20 protein-coding genes are annotated in these 25,177 nt (G+C 72.2%); 3 read left to right on the forward strand and 17 right to left on the reverse strand.

Going from position 1 to position 25,177, the window contains the following annotated elements; translation table 11 throughout:
* Window positions 1-75: 75 nt before the first annotated feature.
* Window positions 76-2,124, reverse strand: coding sequence for an AfsR/SARP family transcriptional regulator (locus AC07C1_RS03500; RefSeq protein ID WP_478936633.1), 2,049 nt, complete (start codon window positions 2,122-2,124; stop codon window positions 76-78).
* Window positions 2,125-2,484: 360 nt separating this feature from the next.
* Between AC07C1_RS03500 and AC07C1_RS03505 the strand changes: the two genes are divergently transcribed.
* A complete protein-coding gene (locus AC07C1_RS03505; RefSeq protein WP_478936635.1) occupies window positions 2,485-2,925 on the forward strand; it encodes a helix-turn-helix domain-containing protein in 441 nt (146 codons plus the stop codon).
* A gap of 64 nt (window positions 2,926-2,989) precedes the next feature.
* On the opposite strand, the gene AC07C1_RS03510 is transcribed toward AC07C1_RS03505, so the two are convergent.
* The 11 genes from AC07C1_RS03510 to AC07C1_RS03560 form a co-directional block, all read right to left on the reverse strand.
* Window positions 2,990-4,186 carry an amidohydrolase family protein gene (locus AC07C1_RS03510; RefSeq protein ID WP_478936636.1) on the reverse strand — a complete coding sequence of 399 codons (1,197 nt, stop codon included), beginning with the start codon at window positions 4,184-4,186 and terminating at the stop codon, window positions 2,990-2,992.
* A complete protein-coding gene (locus AC07C1_RS03515; protein ID WP_478936637.1) occupies window positions 4,183-5,322 on the reverse strand; it encodes an MAB_1171c family putative transporter in 1,140 nt (379 codons plus the stop codon). Before AC07C1_RS03515 ends, AC07C1_RS03510 begins: the two co-directional genes overlap by 4 nt.
* Window positions 5,322-5,579, reverse strand: coding sequence for a hypothetical protein (locus AC07C1_RS03520; RefSeq protein WP_478936638.1), 258 nt, complete (start codon window positions 5,577-5,579; stop codon window positions 5,322-5,324). Before AC07C1_RS03520 ends, AC07C1_RS03515 begins: the two co-directional genes overlap by 1 nt.
* 552 nt (window positions 5,580-6,131) lie before the next feature.
* Window positions 6,132-8,135: an SWIM zinc finger family protein gene (locus tag AC07C1_RS03525; protein ID WP_478936639.1), complete on the reverse strand. Its 2,004-nt coding sequence runs from the start codon at window positions 8,133-8,135 to the stop codon at window positions 6,132-6,134.
* 1,007 nt (window positions 8,136-9,142) lie between these two features.
* Window positions 9,143-12,004, reverse strand: coding sequence for a DEAD/DEAH box helicase (locus AC07C1_RS03530; protein WP_478936640.1), 2,862 nt, complete (start codon window positions 12,002-12,004; stop codon window positions 9,143-9,145).
* Window positions 12,005-12,113: 109 nt separating this feature from the next.
* Window positions 12,114-12,695: a sugar kinase gene (locus AC07C1_RS03535; protein WP_478936641.1), complete on the reverse strand. Its 582-nt coding sequence runs from the start codon at window positions 12,693-12,695 to the stop codon at window positions 12,114-12,116.
* Window positions 12,692-13,837 carry an ROK family glucokinase gene (locus AC07C1_RS03540; RefSeq protein ID WP_478936642.1) on the reverse strand — a complete coding sequence of 382 codons (1,146 nt, stop codon included), beginning with the start codon at window positions 13,835-13,837 and terminating at the stop codon, window positions 12,692-12,694. Before AC07C1_RS03540 ends, AC07C1_RS03535 begins: the two co-directional genes overlap by 4 nt.
* Before the next feature lie 126 nt (window positions 13,838-13,963).
* Window positions 13,964-14,755, reverse strand: a complete 792-nt coding sequence (locus tag AC07C1_RS03545) for an ATP-binding cassette domain-containing protein (RefSeq protein ID WP_478936644.1) — start codon at window positions 14,753-14,755, stop codon at window positions 13,964-13,966.
* Window positions 14,752-15,816, reverse strand: a complete 1,065-nt coding sequence (locus tag AC07C1_RS03550) for an ABC transporter permease (protein WP_478936646.1) — start codon at window positions 15,814-15,816, stop codon at window positions 14,752-14,754. Before AC07C1_RS03550 ends, AC07C1_RS03545 begins: the two co-directional genes overlap by 4 nt.
* Window positions 15,813-16,817 carry a sugar ABC transporter substrate-binding protein gene (locus AC07C1_RS03555; RefSeq protein WP_478936647.1) on the reverse strand — a complete coding sequence of 335 codons (1,005 nt, stop codon included), beginning with the start codon at window positions 16,815-16,817 and terminating at the stop codon, window positions 15,813-15,815. The genes AC07C1_RS03550 and AC07C1_RS03555 overlap by 4 nt, the downstream gene beginning before the upstream one ends.
* Before the next feature lie 200 nt (window positions 16,818-17,017).
* A complete protein-coding gene (locus tag AC07C1_RS03560; protein ID WP_478937216.1) occupies window positions 17,018-17,755 on the reverse strand; it encodes a GntR family transcriptional regulator in 738 nt (245 codons plus the stop codon).
* Between the two features lie 130 nt (window positions 17,756-17,885).
* Between AC07C1_RS03560 and AC07C1_RS03565 the strand changes: the two genes are divergently transcribed.
* Window positions 17,886-18,908: a Gfo/Idh/MocA family protein gene (locus AC07C1_RS03565; protein WP_478936649.1), complete on the forward strand. Its 1,023-nt coding sequence runs from the start codon at window positions 17,886-17,888 to the stop codon at window positions 18,906-18,908.
* Window positions 18,909-18,921: 13 nt separating this feature from the next.
* Here AC07C1_RS03565 and AC07C1_RS03570 read toward each other — a convergent pair whose 3' ends face one another.
* A complete protein-coding gene (locus tag AC07C1_RS03570; protein ID WP_478936650.1) occupies window positions 18,922-20,112 on the reverse strand; it encodes a cytochrome P450 family protein in 1,191 nt (396 codons plus the stop codon).
* 328 nt (window positions 20,113-20,440) lie between these two features.
* Here AC07C1_RS03570 and AC07C1_RS03575 point away from each other — a divergent pair, with 328 nt between their 5' ends.
* Window positions 20,441-20,827, forward strand: coding sequence for a guanyl-specific ribonuclease (locus AC07C1_RS03575; protein WP_478936652.1), 387 nt, complete (start codon window positions 20,441-20,443; stop codon window positions 20,825-20,827).
* 29 nt (window positions 20,828-20,856) lie between these two features.
* Here AC07C1_RS03575 and AC07C1_RS03580 read toward each other — a convergent pair whose 3' ends face one another.
* From AC07C1_RS03580 to allB, 4 genes are all read right to left on the reverse strand, one after another.
* Window positions 20,857-21,486, reverse strand: a complete 630-nt coding sequence (locus AC07C1_RS03580; protein ID WP_478936654.1) for a dihydrofolate reductase family protein — start codon at window positions 21,484-21,486, stop codon at window positions 20,857-20,859.
* A 74-nt stretch (window positions 21,487-21,560) separates the two neighbouring features.
* Window positions 21,561-22,376 carry an AIM24 family protein gene (locus AC07C1_RS03585; RefSeq protein WP_478936655.1) on the reverse strand — a complete coding sequence of 272 codons (816 nt, stop codon included), beginning with the start codon at window positions 22,374-22,376 and terminating at the stop codon, window positions 21,561-21,563.
* 123 nt (window positions 22,377-22,499) lie between these two features.
* Window positions 22,500-23,630, reverse strand: coding sequence for an allantoicase (gene alc / locus AC07C1_RS03590; RefSeq protein ID WP_478936658.1), 1,131 nt, complete (start codon window positions 23,628-23,630; stop codon window positions 22,500-22,502).
* Between the two features lie 121 nt (window positions 23,631-23,751).
* Entirely contained in the window at window positions 23,752-25,086 is a 1,335-nt protein-coding gene (allB, locus tag AC07C1_RS03595) for an allantoinase AllB (RefSeq protein ID WP_478936660.1), read from the reverse strand.
* Between the last annotated feature and the right edge of the window lie 91 nt (window positions 25,087-25,177).

The following is a 25,177-nucleotide window of genomic DNA, read 5'->3' on the forward strand; positions in this document are numbered from 1 at the left end:
GCCTCCGAAGTTCGCGGGTGAATGGATCGCTCATGGCAATCATGCAAAGCACCGCTATACGGCGACGGCCGAGTTCTATATCGTCGCTATACGTCTGAGGGCGGGCCGCGCCGCCCGTGCGGCCCGCAGCTCCCGGATGCAGGCGCGGCAGAATTCGGCGCTGCTGGCGAAGGGCCCGGCGGGCAGCGCGCGGGGAAGACGGGTGAGCCGGACAGCGAGGTGCGCCTCGGCTTCGTCCCGCTCCGCCGAGGTCACCGGGTCGGCGTCCCTCAGCCGTTCGTTCCAGGCCGCCAGGACGCGTGCCGCGACCTCGGCCGGCGCCTGCTCGGGTTCGGTGCGTTCGTACTCCTCGGTGAGGACGGACAGCATCAGCCGGGAGAGTCCGAGGACGAAGGTGCCGTCCTGTTCCACACCGGTCACGGTCAGCATGTGGGCGTCGACGAGCTGTTCGAGGACGTCCTCGGTCTCGCCGTGGGACAGCTCCAGGGCGGCCGCCGCGGACCAGACGGAGATGGCGCGCGCCCGGAGCATGGCGAGCCGGCGCAGGGCGCGGCGCGGGGCTTCGGGGAGTTCGGCGTAGTGCCCGCGCAGTGACTCGCCGACGTCGAGGCCGCCGACGCGGAGCAGGTCGAGCATGTTGCGCCGGTGGTCGGCGAGCCGGTCGGCGAGGCGGCCGGGGGTCCAGTGCGGCTTGGCGGTGAGCTGCGCCGCGACGGCACGCAGCGCTCCGGGGTGCAGGTCGCAGAGGTGGACCAGGCGTTCGATGGCGTCGGGGGCACCGCCCGCCGCGGTGGTGCGGCCGGTGATGCCGGTCAGCAGGGTGACGGCCTCGCTCTGCGGGAGGGCGCCGAGAGCCAGCACCCGGACGCCGGGCAGGTCGGCGAAGCGGGGGCGGCCGGTGATCACGAGCTGGTTGCGGCCACCGGCGGAGACCAGGGCGCCGACCGGGTCACCGGCTCCGGCGTTGTCGAGGACGAGGAGCCGCCGCCCCTGCGCGAGCCGCTGCCGGATCAGCCACAGCCGGTCGTCCAGTCCCTGGCGGGCCGCGGGCGGTTCCCCGAGGCCGGTGAGCAGCTCGTCCAGGACCGCGGGCAGCGGGCGGGGCCGATCGGAGGCGTCCCGGAAACGCAGGAAGAAACACCCGTCCGGGAACGCGGTGGCGTTCTCGTGGGCGGCGTGGACGGCGAGGACGGTCTTTCCACTGCCCGCGATGCCGGTGATCACCACCGGTCCGGACGGCTCGTCGGGGTCGGCATCCGCCAACCACCGCCGCAGCAACGTCAGTTCGGTACGCCGGCCGGCGAAATCGAGGAGATCGGAGGGCAGTTCGGCCCGATCGGCGCTGTCGGCGGGCGACGTTGCGGGGGGCGGGAGGCGGCCGGTCGTCGCGGTCGGCAGGCTGCCGGAGAGAAGAGCCCGGAACGCGTTCTCCAGCGTCTCCCCAGGGTCGACCCCCAGGTGTTCGGCGAGTGCTTCGCGCCCCTCCTGGTAGACGGCGATGGCGTCGGCCTGCCGGCCGCATCGGTACAGGCCGGTCATGAGCTGGGCCCGCATCCGCTCCCGGAAGGGGAACTTCTCGACGAGCCCGAGCAGCTCTTCGACGACCTCCCGGCCACGGCCGAGTTCGAGGTCGGCGTCGGCCTTCTCCTCCAGCAGCGACAGGCGTAACTCCTCGAGCCGCGGCCCTTCCTGCTGGTCCAGGAACTCGGTGGCCCCGGTCAGAGCCCGGCCACGCCACTGCCCGAGCGCCGCGCCGAACAAGGCGGAACCCTCCTCGTACCGGCTCTCCCTGAGGGCCGTACGGGCCTGGGCGGACAGCCGCAGGAACTCCACGTAGTCGACGGTGACATCGTCGAGCCGCAGGACGTAGCCGTCGTGGGCGCGTACGAACTCGGCTCGTCCCCCGAGCGCTCGGCGCAGCCGGGAGACGTAGGTGTGGACCTGCGCCCGCACGGTGGCGGGCGGTGCCGTGCCCCACAGGGCCGCATGGATCTCCCGTTGGGACATGCCCCGCTCTCCCGCGAGCGCGAGCGCTGCCAGCAGAGTCCTGGGGCGCATGCCGCCCAGCACGCGCGCCCGGCCCTCCTCGACGGCTTCTATCGGTCCGAGTAAGTGAAGTTCCATGCTTTCCCTCGCTTGACCGTCTCCCCCGCGAGCCGGGCCCGCGCCCTGGATCAACTTCCGTACGTGCCGCAGTCCTCGGTCGGGTTCGACCGGGGCAGCCGTAACCGGCATCGCCTCACGCCGAGGAAGTCGCCCCGCGCCATGGCGGGCGACGGCGTCGGGAACACGGCTCCGCAGACCCGCGCATGAAGCGCCTCCACTCACGTTGGACGAGCAGACATGAACTTGGCACGCCAGTTGAACCGGAAGCCAACGCTAAGGCCCTGACCTCTACACGGTCAACTGCTGTTGGATGCCCGGTTGTTGAGGTCACACATCAGTGGGACGCTAAGGTATGGCTTCGACGAAGGGGGCCACGCGATGCCCGACGGCGGCAAAGAGCCCGGAAAGAGCCTGGCGGAGAAGCTCAACCATCTGTTCGTCCACCAGAAACCCGCCGGTCGCCCTCCGTACACCGTCGAGGAGGTCGCACGCGCCATCACCGCAGCCGGGATCCCGATCTCGGGAAGCTACATCTGGCTCCTGCGCAAGGGACAGCGCGACAATCCGACTCTCCGGCACCTGGAGGGGCTGGCCAGGTTCTTCGGTGTGCCTCCCGCGTACTTCTTCGACGACCGGGTCACCGAGACGGTGAACGCCGAACTGTCCCTGCTCACCGCGCTGCGCGATGCGAAGGTGCAGCGGATCGCGCTGCGCACCGCCGGGCTCTCGGAGAAGAGCCTGAAGTCGATCAGCGAGGTGATCGAGCGGGTGCGTGAACTCGAGGGACTGCCCATGGACCCGGCACACAGGGAAGGCTGAGCCCCCGGGCACGGGACAGCACGTGCCCTTGGCACCACCAGCGGCCAGGTCCGGCTCCTCCAGGTCAGCCGTCGTCGGAACGAACGGCAAGACGGCCTGCCGTGAAGACGCACCGGATACGGCGGAGGGCGCCCAACTCGGTCAGAGGATCGCCGTCGACGACGATGAGGTCGGCCCGCATCCCGGGAGCCACGGCCCCGGCATCGGTGAGTCCGAGAGCATGCGCGGCGTCAACGGTGGCCATGTCGAGGATCTCGGTGTTCCCGAATCCGAGCGCGGCGAAGAATTCGAGCATCCCGACATAGTCACCGAACCGCGCCCCTGGCACACCGGCGTCGGTGCCGGCGATGAAGCGGACACCGGCTTCCCGCATGTCACGGATGACCTCGATCATCCGCTGGGCGCGTTCGGGTCCCATCTGATCGAGGAACAGTCGCCAGTCCCCCGAGACACAGCGGCAGACGGACACGTCGTTGTCGACGATCCGGCCGGTGATCGCCGGGTCGTAGACGATGCCCTCAGCGGTGCGCCAGGAACAGTGCTCGATGGTCCGGACGCCGGCATCCACACACTGGGCGATGGTCTCGGTGCCGTGAGCGTGCGCAGCCACCTCCAGACCGTGGCGTGCCGCCTCCTCGACCACCAGGCGGAGTTGGGCAGGGGTGAACTGCGGCTCCCACATGCGGGGGCCGGCCGGGGTGAGCGCACCACCCGAGGCCATGATCTTGATCAGGTCGGCTCCGGCCGCCGCGTTACGGGCGATCTGCGCCCGGATCGAGTCGTCCGTGTCCACCTCGCCGCCCAGAAACCCGCAGTGGCCGCCGCGGGAGGTCAGCGGTGTGCCGGCGGCTACGATGCGAGGCCCGGCGATGGCTCCGGAGCCTATGGAGGCGCGCAACGCCAGGGCGAGCCCGTCGCGGTCGCCGAGATCCCGTACGGTGGTCACCCCCGAGGCCAGCATCTGGCGGGCGCGGTCCGCCATGGCGGCGGACAGCTCGCGGGGCTCGGCGTCGATCACCGCACTGACGAGGTCCGGACCGGCGTCGAAGGAGAGGTGGACGTGGCAGTCCATCATCCCGGGCAGCACCGTCGCTCCGGGGCAGCGCAACCGGGGCACCCGCGGGTCGATCGACGCGTCCAGCGCGTCGGCGGCGCCGACCGCGGTCACGTGGCCGGACTCGACCAGTACGGCGCCGTCGGCGATCAGCCGGTCCGCGGGTCCGACGATGACGCGATCCGCGGTGATCAGTACCTTGCTCACGATGTCCTTTCGTGGAGGGCCTTCGATATGGCGATGAGTTCGCGGGCATCGGCTTCCAGGTCGCCACTGGCGGGAGCCGCGACACGGACCGCGGACAGCTCGGGCTGAGAGGCCTCCGCCGCCGGCTGCCTGGCCAGTGCTTCGGCGATGTGCCGGGCGAGTTCGTCGGCCGGCGCATGGACGAGTTCGGCGTCGGACGCGACGCGTGTCAGATGGGGGCTCAGGCGCACCAGTCCGTCGCGGCACTCGATGAGCCGCCGGTAGAACCGCTGTCCGCGGGTACGGCGCCGACGCGGACGACGCCACCAGGAACCGCCTCGCGGCCGGTTCAGGACGATCTCCGGGTAAGCGGTGGTCAGCGCGGTCCACAAGGGAGTGAGCTCGTGGTACATGCGATGGTGGCGTGCCATCGACCGCAGCAGGGTCAGGAACTGCACGGAGGCCGAATAGCAGATTCCGGCGAGCGTGACCCCCATGGCCCAGTCCGACAGGGACCAGTTGACGGTGTTGAACCCCTGGTGCGATCCGGGTTCGCCGATCCGCAGCGCCACAAGGATCATCCGGTCGATCGAGGTCACGGCGAGCCCCAGGAGGCCCAGGGCCGTGATCCGCAGTCCGAACCCGAAGTGCCCAGCCGCTTTGCGGGCGTAGGCCAGGGCCCACCGTCCCGAGGCCAGATAGGCGTAGACGAAGTAGGCGTTGCCGCTGATGTAGAACAAGGCGACGGCCGGCTCGGCCATGTGCGGGGTGCCCAACGAGTGGCCACGCCACGCCGCGGGTGTGGCGGCCATGGAGGCGAACAGGGCGATCAGGGCAGCGGCGAGGAGGCCGGTGTGCAGGCGCAGATGCCGGCGGTACGCGGTGCCGGTGCCGCGCGCGGAGGAGGCGAAGAACAGGTCGAGGGCGAACAGGCCGGACATGTAGATCGCGTTGAACGCCACCTTGCCGACGCCCAGGGCCGTGGCCCCGTCGATCGCCCTGTTGACCTCGGGAACACTCAGGACCTCGCCACCCAGCAACAGCACCAGGCAGGCGACGAGAAGACGCAGCATCCGGTCGTACGGGGCGCGCGCCAGATCGACGCCCTTCCACAGCACGCCGACGCCGAGGAGCACGATCAGAGGCACCTGGAACATCACATCCACCCCCAGCGGGGGTGGAGCGCGGAACGCAGCGGGCCGAGTGCTGGATCCTCGGCGACGCGAGGGACGACATGGTTCAGCACCGACGACCATTCCAGGATGATGGTCGCGACCAGCTCGGCCTCGTGCTCGAGTTCCTCGTCGCAGGCGATGCGCCGCAACGCTCTGCCGCCGGCGTCGTGCGGGGAGTCCTGCAGCAGTGCCCGCCAGGATCCGCGGTCGGACTCGTCTCCCGTGTGCTCTGCGAGCATATGGCCGACCTCGTGCAGGATGATGTGGTCCTGGTGCGACGGACTGGTTTCCTGCTGATAGAAAACGTAATCCACGGTGTCCGTGGCGATCCACACACCGAAGGGCCCGGGGCCGGGCAGGGGGTGCGGGACCAAGCGAATGGGGCGGCCGCGATAGTCCCCCAGACGTCTGCACAATTCGTGCACATCGAGTGGAGGTTTTATATCGAGTTCTCTGAGTAATCGCCTACAGCGCTTCCTCAGCCTTCGCTCACTCAAAACCGCTTCTCCGCCCGTATCCCCGCTTACAGGTTGTCCCCCCCTGGTTGATCGTTGTCAACAAACGCCCGGAAGACAAGGGCTGACTGGTTCCCAGGGCGTCTTTGACTCAAAAGGGACCCATACCCGGGCCAACACGCCCATTCAATTCCCCGCACCTCGTCCGTGCCTCGTGGGTCGAATGACCATCCGCTGCGGAAACGGCCGAAACGTCATCTTGCGCCGACCGCCCACCACCGGAAAGGAGGCGACGTCGATGCCGACCCGGACCGCCGCCTCTCCGGCGGGCGTTGCTCAGAGGTCGTCCGGTGTGCCGAGGCCCGTCAGGGCGCCGACCGGGTCGAGGTCCGGGGTGCCGCGGGGCCACCAGTCGTCCTGGCCGGGCTCCGACTCGTAGGCGTACCACAGGCCGTCGTGGCCGAGGCGGAGCTGCACGTGACCGCGGGGGTGGGTGAGGCGGTTGCGCCAGGGGCGGAACGCCGGGAGGTCGGCGGCGAGAAGCAGTGGGCGGGCCCGGTCGAAGCGGCCGGCGGGCGGGTCCCACGGCTCCTCCAGAACGGCCAGCCCCTCCTGGCTCCCTTGCCGCCAGGCGGCGACGGCCCGCGCGAGGTCGGCCGGGGTGCGGCCGGTGGCCGTGGCGAGCGTGGAGTACAGCGTGCGGGTGGTCGCGGTCAGACCGGAACCGGGGCGGGCCGCGGCGAGGCGCACCGCGTCCTGCCACAGGGTCAGTTCGCCGACCGGGTCGCGCCCGGTGCCGAGCAGCGCGTGTGCGCGGGCGGCGGCGTCGGTCGCCAGCTGGTCCAGTGCGAAGGGGTCGGGGCCGCCGGGCGCCGCCGGATACACCGGGGGCTGCTCGGGGTGCGGTGGCACCGGCAACGGCGGGGGCAGTGGTGGGAGCTGACGGGGGGCGAGGGCTTCGGTGGCGCGTACGCCGGGCAGGGACGCCGGCTGCCGGTCCCGCGCGGCGCGGGCCGCGCTGCGGCGGGAGAGCGCGTCGAGCAGGTCCTTCTCACCCCGGCCGCGCAGCAGGAGCAGCACGAACGGGTCGGCGTCGAGCAGGCGTGCCGTCTGGTAGCAGAGGGCGGCCGCGTGCTTGCAGGGGTGGCCGGAGTCGGGGCAGCTGCAACGGGGGGCGAGGTCGCCCGGGCCGGGCAGCAGGGGGACGCCGCAGTCGGCGAGGGACTGGGGCAGCTCCTTGTCGAGCAGCGCGGCGATGTGCCCCGGCCGGTCGGCGGCCGCGTCCAGGAACCGCGCCCAGTCCTCGTCCGCCAGCGTGCGCACCCGCACCTGCACGCGGTACGGGCGCGGCCGGCTCCCGCGCACGTACGCCAGCACGAGTCCCGGTGTCACGGTGATGGCGTCGACATGCCCCTGGTCGGCGTAACCGCGGCCCCGGACCAGCCGCTTCGGATCCAGCGCGCCCTCTTCCAGCGCGTCGACCCATGCGTTGCCCCACCAGGTCCCGGCGAACGACACGCCCCGACCACCTGCCTCACGGGGCAGGAACGCCGGAAAGGTACGGCGCAGTTCGGTGTCGCGGTGCGGAGCACCCATGCTGGCCGGCACGTGCGGGGCCGCGGGGGCGGGGGCAGCGGACGCGGGGGGTGCCGGGGCAGCGGGCGCGGGGGGTGCGGCCATCGAGGCCGAGGCAGCGGGCGCGGGGGCCCATGGCGTGGGTGCGGAGGTCCAGGGCGCGGGCGACGGGTCGGGGGCCGAGGGGTCGGGGGCAGCGGGCGTGGGCGCGGGGGCAGCGGGCGTGGGCATGGGGGCCGAGGTCCAGGGGGCGGACTGCGGGGTTGAGGGGGCGGACTCCGGGGTTGAGGGGGCGGACTCCGGGGGCGATGGGTCGGGGGCCGAGGGCGCGGACGCTGGGGCCGCGGGCGTGGGCATGGGGGCCGAGGTCCAGGGGGCGGATGCCGGGGTTGAGGGGGGAAGGGCGGGCTCCGTGGGGGTGGGCACGCGCTCCGTGGGGGTGCGCACGGGGGCCGAAACCCCGGCGGCAGGCGCCGGGTTGGAGGGCAGGGGCCCCGGTGCCGAGGGGCTGGGGGCCGAGGCCGACCGCGCAGAGGCTGAGGGGGTGGGTGCCGACACCGAAGGGACGAGGGGCGAAGGCGCGGACGCCTGGGCGGGGGACGAAGAGTCGGGCGGCGACGGAGAAGACGCGGGAGCCGAGGGCGAAGGCGCGGCGGCCGAGGGCGCGGAACCTGGGCCCGAGGAGGCGGGCACCCACGCTGAAGACGCGGGAGCCGGAGTCGAAGACGCGGAGTCTACGTCCGAGGAGGCGGGCTCCGAGGACACAGGGGCCTGATTGGAAGAGGCGGGCGCCGAGCCTGAGGGCGCGGGGGCCGTACTCGAGGAGGCGGGCGTCGAGGGTGAAGACGCGGGAGCCGGAGTCGGGGAGGCCTGCGCGGGCGTTGAGGTGGAGGGGGCGGAGGTCGAGGGGGTTGGCTCCGGGAGTGTCGTCGTGCCGGGCCCGGGCTCCTGCGTCTCGTCGGGCGTTTCGGTCCACGTGGGCATGCGGAAGGCGTTCGCCAAGTAGTGCCGAATGTCCTGGGCGGCCTTGGCCCGGACGGCTTGGGTCTCCGGCCCGGGTGCGGACGAGGTGCGCGGCACGGAGGGACCGGGACGCTCAGGTACGCGCCGCTCACGCCGGGGCTCCGCCGTTTCGGCACGCAGCGCCTCCCGCCGGGCCGCGCGAAGCGCCTCCCGGGCGGCGTCACCGGGCCGGCGACCCCCCGCGGCCTCGGTGGAACCGGCCTCCGACGCGGAACGAGAGGCGTACTCCGGGGCTTCGTCCGGCGCCGGCGCGGTGGAACCGGCCCCCGGCGCCGAACGAGAGGCGTACTCCGGGGCTTCGGCCTGTGCAGGCGCGGTGGAACCGGCCTCCGACGCCGAACGAGAGGCGTACTCCGAGGCTTCGGCCTGTGCAGGCGCGGTGGAACCGGCCTCCGACGCCGAACGAGAGGCGTGCTCCGGAGCTGCGGCCGGTGGCGACGCGGGACGTGAGGCGTGCTCCGGGGCGTCGGCCGGTGGTACCGCGACGGTGGCCGGCGGTGCTTCGACGTCACCCCGGCGGGTGGAGGCGGCCGCCCTGAGGGCCGCTCGTGCCACGTCGCCGGGCCTCGGCTCGGTGCTGTCGGAGAGTTCTGTGCCGTCCCCGGCAGGGCCGTGCGGCGCCTGGGCCCTGTCGGGAGACGTGCCCTCTGCCGCAGCCGCGTCCCGCGCCGTCCGGGCCGCGTCCTCCCGCTCGGCCCGTGCCCGCTCCCGTGCCGCCCGCAGGGCTCGGCGGGCGGCGTCCGCGCCCGTCATGACGTCCTCCGCAGCGAGACGAGGTCGGACAGTTCACGGTCCGTCAGTTCGGTGAGCGCCGCCTCGCCGGAGCCCAGGATGGCGTCGGCCAGCGCGCGCTTGGCGGTCAGCATCTCGGCGATGCGGTCCTCGACCGTGCCCTCGGTGACCAGGCGGTGGACCTGGACGGGCTGGGTCTGGCCGATGCGGTAGGCGCGGTCCGTGGCCTGTTCCTCGACGGCCGGGTTCCACCAGCGGTCGAAGTGGACGACGTGGCCTGCGCGGGTGAGGTTCAGGCCCGTGCCGGCCGCCTTCAGCGACAGCACGAGGACCGGGGTCTCGCCGTTCTGGAAGCGGTCGACCATGCGCTCGCGCTCCGGAACCGGTGTACCGCCGTGCAGGAGCTCCACGGGGATCGCGCGGGCGGACAGGTGGGCGGTGATGAGGCGGGCCATGCCGACGTACTGGGTGAACACGAGCGCCGAGCCGTCCTCGGCGAGCAGGGTGTCCAACAGCTCGTCGAGAAGGGCGAGCTTGCCGGAGCGGGCGGCGGCCGCCCGGTCGGCGGGCGCGTCCTCCTTCAGGTACAGCGCCGGGTGGTCGCAGATCTGCTTGAGCGCGCCGAGGAGCTTCAGGACCAGGCCACGGCGGGCGATGCCGTCCGCGGTCTCGATGGCCAGCAGCGACTCGCGCACCACCGCCTCGTACAGCGCGGCCTGTTCCCGGGTGAGCGGTACCGGGTGGTCCGTCTCGGTCTTGGGCGGCAGCTCGGGGACGATACCGGGGTCGGACTTCTTGCGGCGCAGCAGGAAGGGCCGGACCAGCCGGGCCAGACGCTCCACCGCTTCCTCGTCCTCGCCGTTCTCCACCGCGCGGGCGTGCCGGGCGCGGAAGGACTTGAGAGGGCCGAGGAGCCCGGGGGTGGTCCAGTCGAGCAGGGCCCACAGTTCGGAGAGGTTGTTCTCCACCGGAGTGCCGGTGAGCGCCACGCGCGCGGGTGCCGGGATGGTGCGCAGCGCCTTGGCGGTGGCCGAGTAGGGGTTCTTCACGTGCTGGGCCTCGTCGGCGACGACCATGCCCCAGGGCTGCTCGGCGAGGCGGGCCGCGGCCGAGCGCATGGTGCCGTACGTGGTGAGCACGAAGCCGCTCTCGAGGCCGTCCAGGGTCCGGTCGGGACCGTGGAAGCGGCGGACGGGGACGCCGGGCGCGAACCGGGTGATCTCCCGCTGCCAGTTGCCGAGGAGGGAGGCCGGGCAGACGACGAGGGTCGGCTCGCTGCGGTCCCGCTTCAGGTGCAGGGCGATGAGCGTGACGGTCTTGCCGAGGCCCATGTCGTCGGCGAGGCAGCCGCCGAGGCCGAGGGAGGTCATCAGGTCGAGCCAGGCGAGGCCGCGCAGCTGGTAGTCGCGGAGGGTGGCGTCGAGACCGGTGGGCGGGTCGGCGGGGCGGAGGCCCGCCGTGAGGCGGTCGCGGAGGGCGGCCAGGGCGCCCACGGGGACGGCGTCGACGGTCTCGCCGTCGACCTCGGCGGTGCCGCTGAGAGCCACGGACAGGGCGTCGACCGGATCCAGCAGGCCGAGCTCGCGCTTGCGGGCCTTGCGGACGAGGGCGGGGTCGACGAGCACCCAGCGGTCCCGGAGCCGTACGACGGGCCGGTGGGCCTCGGCGAGCGCGTCCATCTCGGCCTCGCTGAGCGGTTCGCCGCCGAGCGCCAGCTGCCAGCGGAACTGGAGCAGGTCCTCGCTCTCGAAGAAACCGGTGCCGTCGGTCGCCGAGCCGGGGGCCGGGCGGACCACCGCGGCGGCCGTCAGGTCGCGGGCGAGGTCCCGGGGCCAGTGCACGGCCACCCCGGCGGCGGCGAGCCGGCCGGCCGCGACGCCGAGCAGCTCGGCCACCTCCGCCTCGGACAGGGCGAGGACATCGGGTACGTCCTGTTCGGTGAGCCGGTCCAGGGGCGGCCACACGCGGGCCGCGCGCCGGACGGCGAGGGCCGCGTCGACGCGCGCGCGGGGCCCGAACGCCGTGTCGGCCTCCCCCGCCCACAGGGCCGCCGCGTCGGCCACCAGGGTGGGGTCGGCGAGGCTGTGCACCTGCACGACCGCCGCCCCCGCGGCACGCGCGCCCTCGCTCGCTCCGGCGTCGAAGACGTCGTACGCGGACAGGTCCAGGCGGAGCGAGATGCGCACGCCCGCGTCCATCCCGGCGGCGACCTCGGCCGCCCACTCGTGGGCCTGGGGCAGGGCCTGGGCCTCGCGGGCGGCGAAGGGCCGGCCGGAGACGCAGGGGGCGGCGGGGGTGCGGGGCAGGGTGTCGGCGACCGCGTCCAGGAAGGAGCGGATCAGCGCTTCCGGCTCGGGCAGCCGGAGCGGGCCGGGGTCCGGGAGGGGCACGGCGTGGCCCTCCGGTGGCAGGGCGGCGGCGATGGCGCGCAGGTGGGCGATGTCGCCGGGTTCCAGCGGGCCGGCCCGCCAGGCGTCGTGGCCGCTCGTGGTCAGGCCCGGCAGCAGGCGGCCGCGGGCGACCAGGCGCAGGGCGTGCAGGGCGGCGGCGCCCCAGCAGGCCGTGGCCGGGTGGGCGGCCGGGTCGCGCCGGGCGCGGACCAGCAACGGCAGGGCCTCGGCGAGCGGCAGGGTGAGCGCGGGGACCTGCCGGCGGCGCACACCGGGACCGTGGCGTCGTACGACCGTCAGCTCGGCGAGGTCGCCTCCGGTGTCGCCGTCGGCGGGCAGGGGGCCGCCGTCGGGCTCCCAGAAGGCGATGCGGCCCGCACGCGGGAGGGGCGCGGGCAGGTAGACGGACGCGAGGCGGACCGGGACCGGGTTCCCGGTCCGCCCGGAAGCCCCCGTGCGCTCGGCCACCGCTGCCGTGCCGCCGCTCATACGTCCTGCCACCTCCCGCCCGTGCGTCGGATCAGATGTCTTCGACTCTACGGGCGGGGTCTGACAATCGGCTCCGGGGACCGGCCGGGGCCTGCGATCGCGGCACCGGTCAGGGAACCGTGCGGGAGACGACGTACACCATCGGGTAGTTCGGGTCGGACATGTTCACGACCACGTCCTGGGTGGGCGCCGGGTTCTTCTGGTCGTGGGTGAGGCCCGACCAGGGCCCGGGGCCGGTGAAGTGCCAGCCGGAGACCTTCTGGTCGCGGGCGCTGATGGTGATGTCGTCCTTCTTCAGCTGGTCCCGGCGCACGCCCGTGGCTCCCAGGAAGCTGTCGAGGCCGGCCGCGTTGGTGCGGAACTGCACGTAGAGGCGGCTGGTCTTCCAGTTGTTCGTCTCGTAGTAGGCGATGCGGTCGGCGGGATGCGGGACGGTCACCTGGTAGAGGCGGCGCTGCACCTTCGACGGCCAGCCGGGGGTGAGGCCGGTCGCGGAGTACTTCGCTTCCTTGTCCTTGCCGCTGTTGCGGCTCTGGTTCGCGGAGATCACCAGGTAGCCGGCCGGTACGCCGATGAGCAGGCCGATGATCAGCAGGGTGAGCGCCCGGCGTCTGGCCTTGTGGCGCGGGTCCTCGGCGGGCCGGCGCGGTTCGTCCGGCGGGGCGGCCTGGCGGGGCAGCGACGCGGTCACGCGGTGTCCTGGTCGCGGCGGGTCTGGGCGTACCGCTCGTAGCGCTCGTGGCGCTCCACCCGGCGCCGCTTGGCGCGGCGGAAGCGGCGGGCGACGAGCCGGGCCAGGTCGGCGGCGCCCACCATGCCGGCCTCGGGGCCGAGCTGGGCGCGGGTGATGCGGGCCTCGGGGCGGTAGCCGCGGCCGGTGAGGTGGCGCTTGAAGGCGTCCCGGGCGGGGCCGATGAGCAGGTCGTCGGCGGCGCTGACGCCTCCGCCGATCACGAAGCAGGACGGGTCGAGGGCGGCGGCGAGGTTGGCGATGCCGACGCCGAGCCACTGGCCGATGTCCTGGAGCAGCTCGACGCACATCGCGTCGCCCTCGCGGGCCAGCTCGGTGATCATCGGGCCGGTGATGTCACCGATGTTGCCCTTGACGTGCTCGATGATCCCGTAGGCGACCGGGGAGTCGGCGGCAGCCAGCTCCCTGGCCTCGCGGACCAGTGCGTTGCCGGAGCTGTACTGCTCCCAGCAGCCGCGGTTGCCGCACGGGCAGCGGTGGCCGCCGGGCACGACCTGCATGTGGCCGAACTCGCCGGCGACGCCGTACTTGCCGCGCTTGACCTGGCCGTCCTCCAGGATGGCGCCGCCGATGCCGGTACCGAGGGTGATCATGACGAGGTGGTCCTCGCCCCGGCCGGCGCCGAAACGCCACTCCGCCCAGGCGGCGGTGTTGGCGTCGTTGTCCACGAGGACCGGCACGGACAGACGGCCGGCGAGACGGTCCCTGAGGGGTTCGTTGCGCCAGGACAGGTGGGGGGCGAACAGGACGCGGTTGCGGTCGGCGTCGACCCAGCCGGCCGCGCCGATGCCGACCGCGTGCACGTCGTGCCGGTCGGACAGGTCCAGGACCAGTTCGACGATGGTGTCCTCGACGACCTTGGGGCTCTTGGACTTGTCCGGGGTCTCCGCGCGGAGGTGCTCCAGGATGTTGCCGTCGGCGTCCACGACACCCGCCATGACCTTGGTGCCGCCGATGTCGATGCCCACCGTCGGCACCCGGGGTGCCGTCAGATGGGAGCGGCGTTCCCTGGTCCCGACCGTACGGAGGACCGGGGCGCGGCGGGAGCCGATGGGGGCGGTGAGGTCGCGGTAGGTGCTCATCGTTGGTCGATTGTGCCGCACCCTCACGCCGGGTGCCGCGTGGGGCGGCGACGGGAAGCGCGCGATCAACGCCGGGTGCGCGCGCGTCGCCGATCGCGTCCGCGAACGGACGCGGCGCCGCGGCCCTCAGTCGCGCCGCAGTTCGTGGCGCAGGGCGTCCAGGTCGGATCCTCCGGCCATCTGTCGCGTCAGCTCGTCCAGGGTGATCGCGTCCCGTGTGTGATTGCCCACCATCGCGCCCCGGCGCAGGAGTATGAATCTGTCCCCCACCAGGTACGCGTGATGCGGGTTGTGGGTGATCAGAACAACACCGAGGCCCTCGTCGCGTGCCGCCGCCACATACTTCAGCACCACACCGGACTGCTTCACGCCCAGCGCCGCCGTCGGCTCGTCCAGAACCAGGACCTTCGCGCCGAAGTGGACCGCCCGGGCGATCGCCACGCACTGGCGTTCGCCGCCGGAGAGGGTGCCGATGGGCTGGTCGACGTCCCGGAGGTCGATGCCCATGCGGAGCAGGGCCTCGCGGGTGGTGCGGCGCATGAGGTCGATGTCGAGGCGCTTGAAGGGGCCCGCGCCCTTGCGGGGCTCGGAGCCGAGGAAGAAGTTGCGCCAGACCGGCATCAGGGGGACGACCGCGAGGTCCTGGTAGACCGTGGCGACGCCGCGGTCCAGGGCTTCTCGCGGGGAGGACAGCGAGGTCTCCTCGCCCTCGACGCACAGGGTGCCGCCGTCGTGCCGGTGCAGGCCCGCGATGATCTTGATCAGGGTCGACTTGCCGGCCCCGTTGTCGCCGAGGACGCAGGTGATCTCGCCCGCGTGGACCTCCAGGGACACGCCCTCCAGGGCCCGGACGTTGCCGTAGTGCTTGCTGACACCGGACAGCTCCACCAGGGCCGTACGCGTCTCGGTCTGCGTCATGTCGTCGCCTCCGCGCGCTTGCGGACCCAGGCGTTGAGCAGGGTCGCGAGGAGCAGCATCGCTCCGAGGAAGAACTTGAACCAGTCGGGGTTCCACTCGGCGAAGACGATGCCCTTGCTGGTCATGCCGAACAGCAGGGCGCCGACGGCCGAGCCGATCGCGCTGCCGTAGCCGCCGGTGATGAGGCAGCCGCCGATGACGGCCGCGATGATGTAGATCAGCTCGTTGCCGACGCCCTCGCCGGACTGGACGGCGTCGAAGGAGAAGAGCAGGTGCTGGCCGGAGATCCAGGCGCCGAGGGCGACGCCCATGTAGAGGCCGATCTTGGTCTTGGCGACCGGGACGCCGACCGCGCGGGCCGCGTCCTGGTTGCCGCCGACGGCGAAGATCCAGTTGCCGGCGCGGGTGCGCAGCAGGACCCAGGAGGCGAGGGCGACCAGGCCCAGCCACCACAGGATGGTGACCTTGAAGTCGACGCCGCCGACGGTGAGCGTCGCGGCGAAGACGTCGTGGGCGCTCTTGAAGCCCTCCATGTCGGCGATGGTCTTGGTGGAGACGGTGCCGTCGATCAGCTTGGTGAAGCCGAGGTTCATGCCGGTCAGCATCAGGAAGGTGCCCAGCGTGATGATGAAGCTGGGCAGCCCGGTGCGGGTGAGCATGAAGCCGTTGAAGGCGCCGACGGCCAGGGTGACCATCAGGGACACGCCCACACCGACCCAGGTGTTCGCCGTCATCTGATAGCTGAACATCGAGGAGATCAGGGCGGACGACGTCACCAGGACACCGGCCGACAGATCGAACTCGCCGCCGATCATCAGCAGGGCCACGGGTACGGCCATGATGCCGATGGTCGAGGACGCGTACAGGATGGTGCTGAGGCTGGCGGCGCGCAGGAAGCCGTCGGCGGCGACGGCGAAGACGGCGAAGACCGCGAGGGCGCCGACGGCCGAGCCCAGTTCCGGGCGCGCGAGCAGCTTGCGCAGCGGCGAGGTCCGCAGAATCCTTTCGTCGTCCGGCTTGTGGGGCGTCCCGTCGGCCGTCCGCTCCGTGGTGGCGCTCATCGGGTGCCCCGATCGGTGTACTCCGCGAGCGCGGACGCCTGGTCCCTGGTGATGATCTGCGGTCCGGTGAGCACCGGCTTGCCGCCGCCGAGGACGTCGCCGTTGTACTTGTACAGCCACAGCAGGTCGACCGCCTGGTAGCCCTGGAGGTACGGCTGCTGGTCCACGGCGAAGCCGAGGGTGCCGTCCTTCAGTTCCGCGGCCACCTTGGCGTTGAGGTCGAAGGTGTCGACCTCGGCCTCGCTGCCCGCGTCGGTCTTCGCCTTCACGGCGGTGTCGGCGTAGGGGGCGCCGAGGGTGACGACGGCGTCGAGGGACCGGTCGGCCTGGAGCTTGGCCTCGATCGCGGACTGCACGTCGGGCATGTTGGTGCCGTTGACGTAGAGCTTCCGCAGCGTGCCGTGGAAGGTCTTGGCGACGCCGTCGCAGCGCTGCTCGTGGCCGACGTTGCCCTGCTCGTGCAGGACGCACAGAGCCTTCTTCTTCCCGCGCTTGTTCAGCTCGTCGCCCACGGCCTCACCGGCGATGGTCTCGTCCTGGCCGATGTGGGTGAGGGCGCCGAAGGCCTTGGACTCCTCGGAGCCGGAGTTGACCGTGATCACCGGGATGCCGGCCTTCTCCGCGCGGGCCAGGGCGGCCTTCATGGCGTCCGGCTTGGCGAGGGTGACGATGATGGCGTCGACCTTCTTGTCCACGGCCGCGTCCACCAGCTGTGCCTGCTGCTGGGCCTCGTCGTCGTGCGAGTAGAGGAATGTGATGTTGTCCTTGAGGGCGGCCTGCTTGGCACCGCTCTGCACGATGTCCCAGAAGGTGTCGCCGTCTCCCGAGTGGGTGATCATCGCGAAGGTCCAGCGGGGCGTGTTCACCGCCGCCCTGCCCTGGGCCGCGGCGGCCTTGCGGGCGTCCTCGGCCCGTTTGCCGCCGGTGCTGCTGCACCCCGCCAGGGACACGGAGAGTGCCCCCGCCAGCGCTATGCCTACCCAGGTCCGAAACCGTGCCACGAGGCCGTGCCCTTCTTGCTGTGCTCTCGGTCTGCTCCGACGTGCGTGAGGGGCGGGCGACCTCACCGTCGGCGCGCCCCGGCGGTGATCTCACCAGCCCCAAACACTTCAGTATCGAACACGGGGAACACCCATGACACGACCGGGGACCGCGCACCGGTCCCCTTGTCCGGACATTGCGACGAATGCCGGCTGTGCTGTCAGGGCCGTACGAGCAGCTGGAACTCGAAGGAGTAAAGCGTGGGACGGTAGGTGTGGTCGCCGAACTCGACCGCGCGGCCGGTGTCGTCGAAGGTGGTGCGCTGCATGGTGAGCAGCGGGGCACCCTCCGCCTCGGCGAGCCGCTCGGCCTCGGCGGACGTGGCACCGCGGGCGCCGATGGACTGGCGGGCGCTGTGCAGGGTGATCCCGGCGGAGCGCATCAGCCGGTACAGACCGGTGGCCTCCAGCTGACCGGTCTCCAGGTCGAGCAGGCCGGGCGGCAGGTGGTTGACCAGATAGGCCATCGGCTCGCCGTGCGCGAGGCGCAGGCGCTCGATGCGGTGGACGTCGCTCCCCTCGGTGACCGCGAGCGCCGCGGCGACCTCGGCGGAGGCGGGAACGACGGTGTTGACCAGGACCTTGGTCGCGGGGCGCTGGCCGGCCGCCTCCAGGTCGTCGTAGAGGCTGCTCAGTTCCAGGGGGCGCTTGACCTGGCTGTGCACGACCTGGGTGCCGACACCCCGGCGGCGGACGAGAAGCCCTTTGTCGACGAGTGACTGGATGGCCTGGCGGACGGTCGGCCGGGACAGACCGAGCCGCGCGGCCAGCTCGATCTCGTTTCCCAGCAGACTGCCCGGAGTGAGGCTGCCGTGCCCGATGGCGGCCTCCAGCTGCTGGGAGAGCTGGAAGTACAACGGCACCGGGGAGCTACGGTCCACACGGAGGTCGAGCGACACGGTCGGGTCCACATCAGGTTTCGGCACGGGCCCGAGCGTATCTCCGTGACGGGTTGACGGGAAGTTGTGTAGTCCGATTGTCCGGACATACGGATTGACAGCCCCCGGGGTCGGCCCTCACTTTGATTCCATGCGCATCGGGGTCATCGGTACGGGCCGTATCGGCACCATTCACGCGAGGACGCTCAGCCGTCACCGCGAGGTCGGATCCCTGATCCTCACGGACGCGGACCCGGCGCGGGCGCAGGAGCTGGCGCACCGGCTGGGCGAGACGGCGGCGCCGGGGGTGGACGAGGTCTTCCGGTGGGGCGTGGACGCGGTGGTGATCACCGCGGCGACGGCGGCCCACGCCGAACTGATCGGCCGGGCGGCACGCTCGGGTCTGCCGGTCTTCTGCGAGAAGCCGATCGCCCTCGACCTGCCCGGCACGCTGCAGGCTCTCGCCGAGGTGGAGGCGGCCGGGACCGTGCTGCAGATGGGCTTCCAGCGGCGGTTCGACGCGGGCTATGCCGGCGCCCGGGAGGCGGTGCGCGCCGGACGGCTCGGGCGGCTGCACACCGTACGGGCCCTGACCTGCGACCAGTCCCCTCCCCCGGCGGAGTGGCTGCCGCTGTCCGGCGGGCTGTTCCGGGACACGCTGATCCACGACTTCGACGTGCTGCGCTGGGTGACGGGCCGCGAGGTGGCCGACGTGTACGCCACCGGCTCCGCCGGCGGTCCCGCGATGTTCCGCGAGGCCGGTGACATCGACACCGGCGCGGCGCTGCTCACGCTGGACGACGGCACCCTGGCCTCGGCGACGGCGACCCGGCTGAACGGCGCGGGCTACGACGTGCGCATGGAGCTGGCCGGCGAGCGGGACACGGTGGTGGTGGGCCTGGACGACCGCACCCCGCTCGCCTCCACCGAGCCGACCGGGCCACCGCCCGCGGACAAGCCGTGGACGGGGTTCCTGGAGCGGTTCGGGCCCGCCTACGAGGCCGAGCTGGCCGCTTTCGTGGAGGTGGTGCGCGGCGAGCGGCCCAACCCGTGCGACGGCCGGGAGGCGTTGCAGGCGCTGCGGGTCGCCGAGGCCTGCGAGGTGTCCCGGCGCGAGCACCGGCCGGTGCGGCTGGCCGAGATCCCGGACCGGGCGGGGCCGTCCCGGGACTGACTCCGCGGGCCGCTCACCAGCGCACCGGAAGGCTGCGCATCCCCCTCATCAGCAGGCCCGGCAGCCACTCGCCCGGCGAGCCGTCGAGCGCGAGGCCGGGGGCGCGCCGCAGGAGGGTGCCGACAGCGATACGGCCCTCCAGGCGGGCCAGGGGTGCGCCCACGCAGTAGTGGATGCCGTGGCCGAAGGCCAGGTGGCCGCGGGTGTCACGGCGGATGTCGAAGCGGTGCGGGTCGCGGTAGCGCTCGCCGTCGCGCTGGGCGGCGGTGAGGCCGACCACCACGTGCTCGCCCTGCTCGATGGGCGTGCCGGCGATCTCCAGGGGCTCGGCGGCGTACCGGAACGTGGCGCTCTGCACCGGGCCCTCGTAGCGCAGCATCTCCTCGACCGCGCCGTCCAGGAGGCTCATGTCGGCCCGCAGGGCGGCGAGTTGGCCGGGGTGGGTGAGGAGGGCGAGGACGCCGTTGCCGATGAGGTTGACCGTGGTCTCGTGGCCGGCGATGAGCAGCAGGTAGGCCATGCCGCGCAGTTCCTGCGGGGAGAGCCGGTCGCCGCCCTCGTCGGTGGTGCGGATCAGGTCGCTCAGCAGGTCGTCGGTCGGCCCGGTGGACCGCTTGTCCTCGATCAGCTCGGTCAGGTACTCGGCGAGGCGGACGATCGCGTCGTACTCGGTGGTCCCGTTGGTCGGGGCGACCACCTCGGTGGACATCTTCCGGAACTCCGCGCGGTCCATGTCCGGGACGCCGAGGAGTTCGCAGATGACGGTGATGGGCAGCGGGAAGGCGAGGGAGCCGATGAGGTCGCCGTGGCCGCGCGGCAGCATCTCGTCCAGCAGGTCGTCGGTGATCCGCTGGATCCGCGGGCGCAGCTCCTCCACCCGGCGCATCGTGAACGCGCGGGTGACGAGGCCGCGCAGGCGGGTGTGCTGAGGCGGGTCGGTGGCCAGCAGGTGCTTGCCGATCATCTCCTCGTCCAGGAAGGTCGCGCCGATCTTGGCGCCGTCCTTGGCCAGCCGGGGGTCGGCCAGGGCCCTGCGTGCCTCTTCGTACCCCACGATCAGCCAGGTCTCGTAGCCCTCGTCCGCTCCCGGCAGCCGGACCCGGTGCACGGGGCCCTGCTCGCGCAGGCGGGCGTACACCGCATGGGGATCACGGTGCAATGTGTCCGCGAACTCCCGCAGATCGACGACCCGTTGCCTGTCCATCGCTCCCCTTCCGGACTCCCCCCGAGGCTTCCGGGCTCATCCCGGTACAGGGACAACGCCTGGGGCGGCCGCTTGGTGCCCGTCCTCCAACAGCCCCGCGTCGTAAGCCGGTTCGCACCACTGTGGACTTTCGACGGCGCGACCGGTTGAGGGTGCGTGCCGGGTGTGTCGCCGTGCCGCTGACGGTGGTGCGCCGGTGAACGGCCTGTGCAGGTCCCATGGAGCCGTCGGCCGCCCAGGTTAACGCCCCGAAAAATCATCGGACTTGACGGCGAAAACTTCATGTTGTCGTTGACATGCCATGCTCTACGCGCGTCACCATGAGGGCATGCGAATCCCCCACAGCGCCGCTCGGATCGGCGCCGCAGCCACTCTCCTGTCCGCCCTCCTCGTGGGCGGCACCGTCTCCGCCACCACGGCGAACGCCGCGGTCGGCAGCGTCTGCCACAGCGCCCTGCCCGCCCAGGCGTACGACACGCTCGACCTGATCGACCAGGGCGGTCCCTTCCCCTACTCGCAGGACGGCACCGTCTTCTCGAACCGCGAAGGCGTCCTGCCCAGCAGGACGTCCGGCTACTACCACGAGTACACCGTGATCACGCCGGGCTCCCCCACGCGCGGAGCGCGCCGCATCGTCACCGGTGAGAAGTACGAGGAGGACTACTACACGTCCGATCACTACGCCACGTTCAGGCTCGTCGACTTCGGCTGCTGAGGCCGAAGCGGAGGTCTCCGGTGCGGCGCTCAGGCCTCCCCCTCGGGGAGGTCGTACGACCCGTAGTCGGGGCTGCCCGCGACGTCGTACGTCTGGATGGAGACGCCCGACCCGGTGACGCGCCCGGCCCGGTGCGTGAACCGGGTGGGGGCCGCGCCGTCCACGAAGAGGCGGCGGCCGGCGCCGAGGACGACCGGGAAGGTCAGCAGGTGCAGGGTGTCGACGAGCCGCAGGTCCATCAGGGAGCGCACCAGGGCGCCGCTGCCGTGGATCTGGAGTTCGCCGTCCGTGCGCTCCTTGAGGGCCGTGACCTCCTTGGCGAGATCACCGCTGACGACCGTGGTGCCGGACCACCCGGGCGCCCGGAGGGTGGAGGAGACGACGTACTTCGGGAGGGTGTTCAGCTTCGAGGCGATCGGGTTGGCGGGGTCGGTCACCTTCGGCCAGTACGAGGCGAAGATGTCGTAGGTCCGGCGGCCGAGGAGGAACGCGCCGACGCCGCCGAAGACCTCGTCGACGAACCGGCCGAAGTCGTCGTCGCCGTACGGGAAGCTCCAGCCGCCCTGGTCGAAGCCCCCGCTGGGGTCCTCCTGGGGGCCGCCGGGCGCCTGGTGGACGCCGTCGAGGGTGACGAAGACGGTGGAGACGAGCTTGCCCATGACGGGTGCCTTCTTCCGGGTGCGGGGTCTGCTGTCATCAGCTCAGACCCCGCACGCACCCGCAACTCATCGGTTCAGCCGGTGTGGGTGGAGAACAGTCCGCCGGTCGGGCCCTGCTTGTCGCCGCCCTGGGCCTTCTTCAGGGCGTTGGCGAGGCTCTCGATGGTGAGGGACTGCAGGATCACCCGGCCGTTGCCCTCCAGGGTGGCCAGGGACAGGCCCTCGCCGCCGAACACGGCGTTCATGATCCCCTGCCGGTTGAGGCCGCCCACGCGCTGGACGCCGTACTGGATGCCCTCCTCGAAGGCGACCACGCAGCCGGTGTCGACCTCGATGCGGCCGCCGAAGTCCGCCGGGTTCAGGTCGATGAAGTTGCCCGCGCCCGCGATGATCACCGTGCCGTGTCCGGTGAACTTCTCCAGGACGAAGCCCTCGCCGCCGCTCATGCCGGTGCGGCCGCCGGCGAAGGCGATGCCGAAGTCGACGGTGGACTCGGCGGCCACGAAGGCGTCCTTCTCCGCGAACCAGGCGCGCGTGCCGTCCAGCTCCAGGGCGCGCATCTCACCGGGGAGCACGCCCGCGAAGCCGACCGTGCCCTGGCCGCCCTGGGCGGTGAAGTACTGGAACGCCAGCGACTCGCCCGCGAGCACGCGCTGACCGACCTGCATGGCGGTGCCCATGGCCTGGCGCAGCATGCCGCCCATGCCACCGCCCGAGCCGTTCTGCTGCCGCCCGCCGTTGCCCGACGGACCGGACAGCCGCGTCTCCATGGTCACGTCCGTGGTCTTGAACAGGAACTTCCCGGCCTCGCAGTACACGGTCTGGCCGGGGTGCAGGTTGACGACCGCCATCTGCATGGCATTGCCGACGATCTCTTGCTGAAGGGTCACGTGGGGAAGAACGCGAGAGGTGGACGCAAAGGTTCCGGGCGGGGGAAACGAGTCCGGGTGAGTGACACGTGGGGTGCCCCGGTGCTGTCCGGCCGGGGCGCCCCACGCGCGCGTGGGGGCGGGTCAGCCGCCCAGTTCCTGGTGGCGGGCGGCGAGCCGGGTCGCGCCCTCCTCGGTCAGGGAGCCGAACAGGCGCAGGCGGGAGATGCCGCCGTCGGGGAAGATGTCGACACGCGCGTGCGTGCCGACGGCCGGCTGCGGCAGTACGAAGCGGTGGTTGGTGTCGGGCTGCAGGCGGGTGCGCGGGAGGATCTCGGTCCAGTCGCCGTCCTCCCCGTCCCTGACGGAGACCGAGGCCCAGCCGGCGCTGTTGCCCTTCAGGTAGGCGGTGTCGATCTCGATCGCGCGGATCTGGGACTGGGACACCAGCCGGTAGCGGATCCAGTCGTTGCCCTGGTCGCGGCGGCGGCGGGTCTCCCAGCCGTCGTCCATCTTGCGGGAGCGGCCCGGCTGGATGGTGTTGGTGGCCGGGGAGTAGAAGAGGTTGGAGGCGTCCTCGACCTGGCCGCCGTTCTCCAGGGCGACCACGTCGAAGGTGCCGAGCACCTCCAGCCACTTCGGGTCCGGGACGACCTCGCCGTACACGCGCAGGCGGGCGATGCCGCCGTCGGGGTGCTGGTTGACACGCAGGTGCGTGAAGCGCTGCTCGACGGTGACCCCGAAGCCGTTCGCCGCGTGGCCGCCGACCGCGGTGCGCGGGACGAGGGTCGTCCACTTGACGTCGTCGCCCAGCAGTTCCTCGGGGGACGGCGAGCCGGGTACGGAGGCGCCTTCGACCGAGACGGCCTGCGGGTAGTTGCCGCGGAAGTGGGCGGTGTCGACGACGATCCCGCGGATCACACCGGGCGCGCCGAGCCGGACCAGCGCCCAGTCGTGGTCCTCGGCCGTGGGCCAGGGGTGCTCGGCGCAGACACCACGCCGGCGGCGGGTCTCCCAGCCGTCCATGATCTTGCCCTTGTGCCCGAAGTGCTCGGGGTCGAACTCGGCCGGCTCGGGGACCAGCAGGTTCTCGCGCTGGGCGAAGAACTCGTCGTTGGCGGCGATGACACCGGCGCCCAGCTGCCGGTCGGCGAGGTTGGCGTACTGGGTGAAGGGGAAGTCGGCGGTGCGGTAGTCCGCGTACGGGTCGCCGCCTCCGTAGGGGTTCGCGTCGCCGGTGAAGCTGGCCCAACTCGAGTGTTGCTGCGCCGTCACGGTGATCAGGGATTCCTTTCGGGAGTCGGCTGGTGCGGATGCGGGATGGGGGTTCTCCCCTGCTCGATCGAAGCCGAGAGCTCTCGATCGAAGCCGAGAGCTTGGGGAGGCTCACTAGGCCCTAGGGGCGGCCGAGCAGCGTGCCCTTCGGCTCGGTGAACTCGCCGTCGGCGACGATGCGCTCGCCGCGCAGCCAGGTGGACTTCACGACGCCGTACAGGGTCTTTCCGGCGTACGCGGTGACCCGGTTGCGGTGCTGGAGGCCGGCCGGGTCGACGGTGAAGGTCTCGTCGGGGGCGAGGACGGCGAAGTCGGCGTCGCGGCCGGCCTCGATGGCCCCCTTGTGTCCCAGGCCGACCAGGGCGGCGGTCCGCGTGGACATCCAGCGGACGACGTCCTCCAGACCGTGGCCGCGCTTTCGGGCCTCGCTCCACACGGCCGACAGGCTCAGCTGGAGGCCGGAGATGCCGCCCCACGCGGTGGCGAAGTCGTCGGTCTTGAGGTCGGCGGTGGAGGGCGAGTGGTCGGTGACCACGCAGTCGATGGTGCCGTCGGCGAGGGCCGCCCAGAGCAGGTCCTGGTTGGCGGCCTCACGGATGGGCGGGCAGCACTTGAACTCGCTGGCGCCGTCCGGGACCTCCTCGGCCGTGAGGGTGAGGTAGTGCGGGCAGGTCTCCACGGTGATGCGGACGCCCTCGGCGCGGGCGGCGCGGATCAGCGGCAGCGCGTCGCTGGAGGACAGGTGCAGGACGTGCACGCGCGCGTGCAGCCGGCGGGCCTGCGCGATGAGGCCCGCGATCGCCGTGTCCTCGGCGTCGCGCGGGCGGGAGGCGAGGAAGTCGGCGTACTTGGGGCCGCCGTGCTGCGGGGCGGCGGCCAGGTGGTGCGGGTCCTCCGCGTGCACGATCAGCAGTCCGTCGAACCCGGCGATCTCCGCCAGGGACTGCGCCAGCTGGTCCTGTTCCAGGTGCGGGAACTCGTCCACGCCGGACGGGGACAGGAAGGCCTTGAAGCCGAAGACGCCGGCGTCGTGCAGCGGGCGCAGGTCCTTGATGTTGCCGGGCAGGGCGCCGCCCCAGAAGCCGACGTCGATGTGCGCCTTGTCGGCGGCGACCTGCTGCTTCACCCGCAGGTTCTCGACCGTCGTGGTCGGCGGCAGGGAGTTGAGCGGCATGTCGATCAGGGTGGTGATGCCGCCGGCCGCCGCCGCGCGCGTGGCGGTCCAGAAGCCCTCCCACTCGGTGCGGCCCGGGTCGTTGACGTGCACGTGGGTGTCGACCAGGCCGGGCAGCAGGACGTGGTCGCCGATGTCCTCCAGCCGCGCCGTCGCCGGGACCTCGGCGCCGTACGGCAGAACGGCCGTGATCTTGCCGGCGGACACGGTGACCGTGGCGGCCCGCGTCCCTTCCGGAGTGATGACGCGCGTCGAGCGCAGCACCAGTTCAGCGTCGGACACCCGAACCCCTCTCTGTACCGCCGTTTCACGTCCCGTCCAGGAAACGGGATGAACACCCACGTAACGGATTTCAACGTTCTGTTGAAGGAGT

Source organism: Streptomyces sp. NPDC045022 (assembly GCF_056432605.1).

Bases quoted from the DNA above. Each gene is read 5' to 3' on its own strand.
- AC07C1_RS03500 (WP_478936633.1), bottom strand. From the start codon at position 2,124: ATGGAACTTCACTTACTCGGACCGATAGAAGCCGTCGAGGAGGGCCGG.
- AC07C1_RS03505 (WP_478936635.1), top strand. From the start codon at position 2,485: ATGCCCGACGGCGGCAAAGAGCCCGGAAAGAGCCTGGCGGAGAAGCTC.
- AC07C1_RS03515 (WP_478936637.1), bottom strand. From the start codon at position 5,322: ATGTTCCAGGTGCCTCTGATCGTGCTCCTCGGCGTCGGCGTGCTGTGG.
- AC07C1_RS03520 (WP_478936638.1), bottom strand. From the start codon at position 5,579: ATGCTCGCAGAGCACACGGGAGACGAGTCCGACCGCGGATCCTGGCGG.
- AC07C1_RS03530 (WP_478936640.1), bottom strand. From the start codon at position 12,004: ATGAGCGGCGGCACGGCAGCGGTGGCCGAGCGCACGGGGGCTTCCGGG.
- AC07C1_RS03540 (WP_478936642.1), bottom strand. From the start codon at position 13,837: ATGAGCACCTACCGCGACCTCACCGCCCCCATCGGCTCCCGCCGCGCC.
- AC07C1_RS03545 (WP_478936644.1), bottom strand. From the start codon at position 14,755: ATGACGCAGACCGAGACGCGTACGGCCCTGGTGGAGCTGTCCGGTGTC.
- AC07C1_RS03550 (WP_478936646.1), bottom strand. From the start codon at position 15,816: ATGAGCGCCACCACGGAGCGGACGGCCGACGGGACGCCCCACAAGCCG.
- AC07C1_RS03565 (WP_478936649.1), top strand. From the start codon at position 17,886: ATGCGCATCGGGGTCATCGGTACGGGCCGTATCGGCACCATTCACGCG.
- AC07C1_RS03570 (WP_478936650.1), bottom strand. From the start codon at position 20,112: ATGGACAGGCAACGGGTCGTCGATCTGCGGGAGTTCGCGGACACATTG.
- AC07C1_RS03575 (WP_478936652.1), top strand. From the start codon at position 20,441: ATGCGAATCCCCCACAGCGCCGCTCGGATCGGCGCCGCAGCCACTCTC.
- AC07C1_RS03580 (WP_478936654.1), bottom strand. From the start codon at position 21,486: ATGGGCAAGCTCGTCTCCACCGTCTTCGTCACCCTCGACGGCGTCCAC.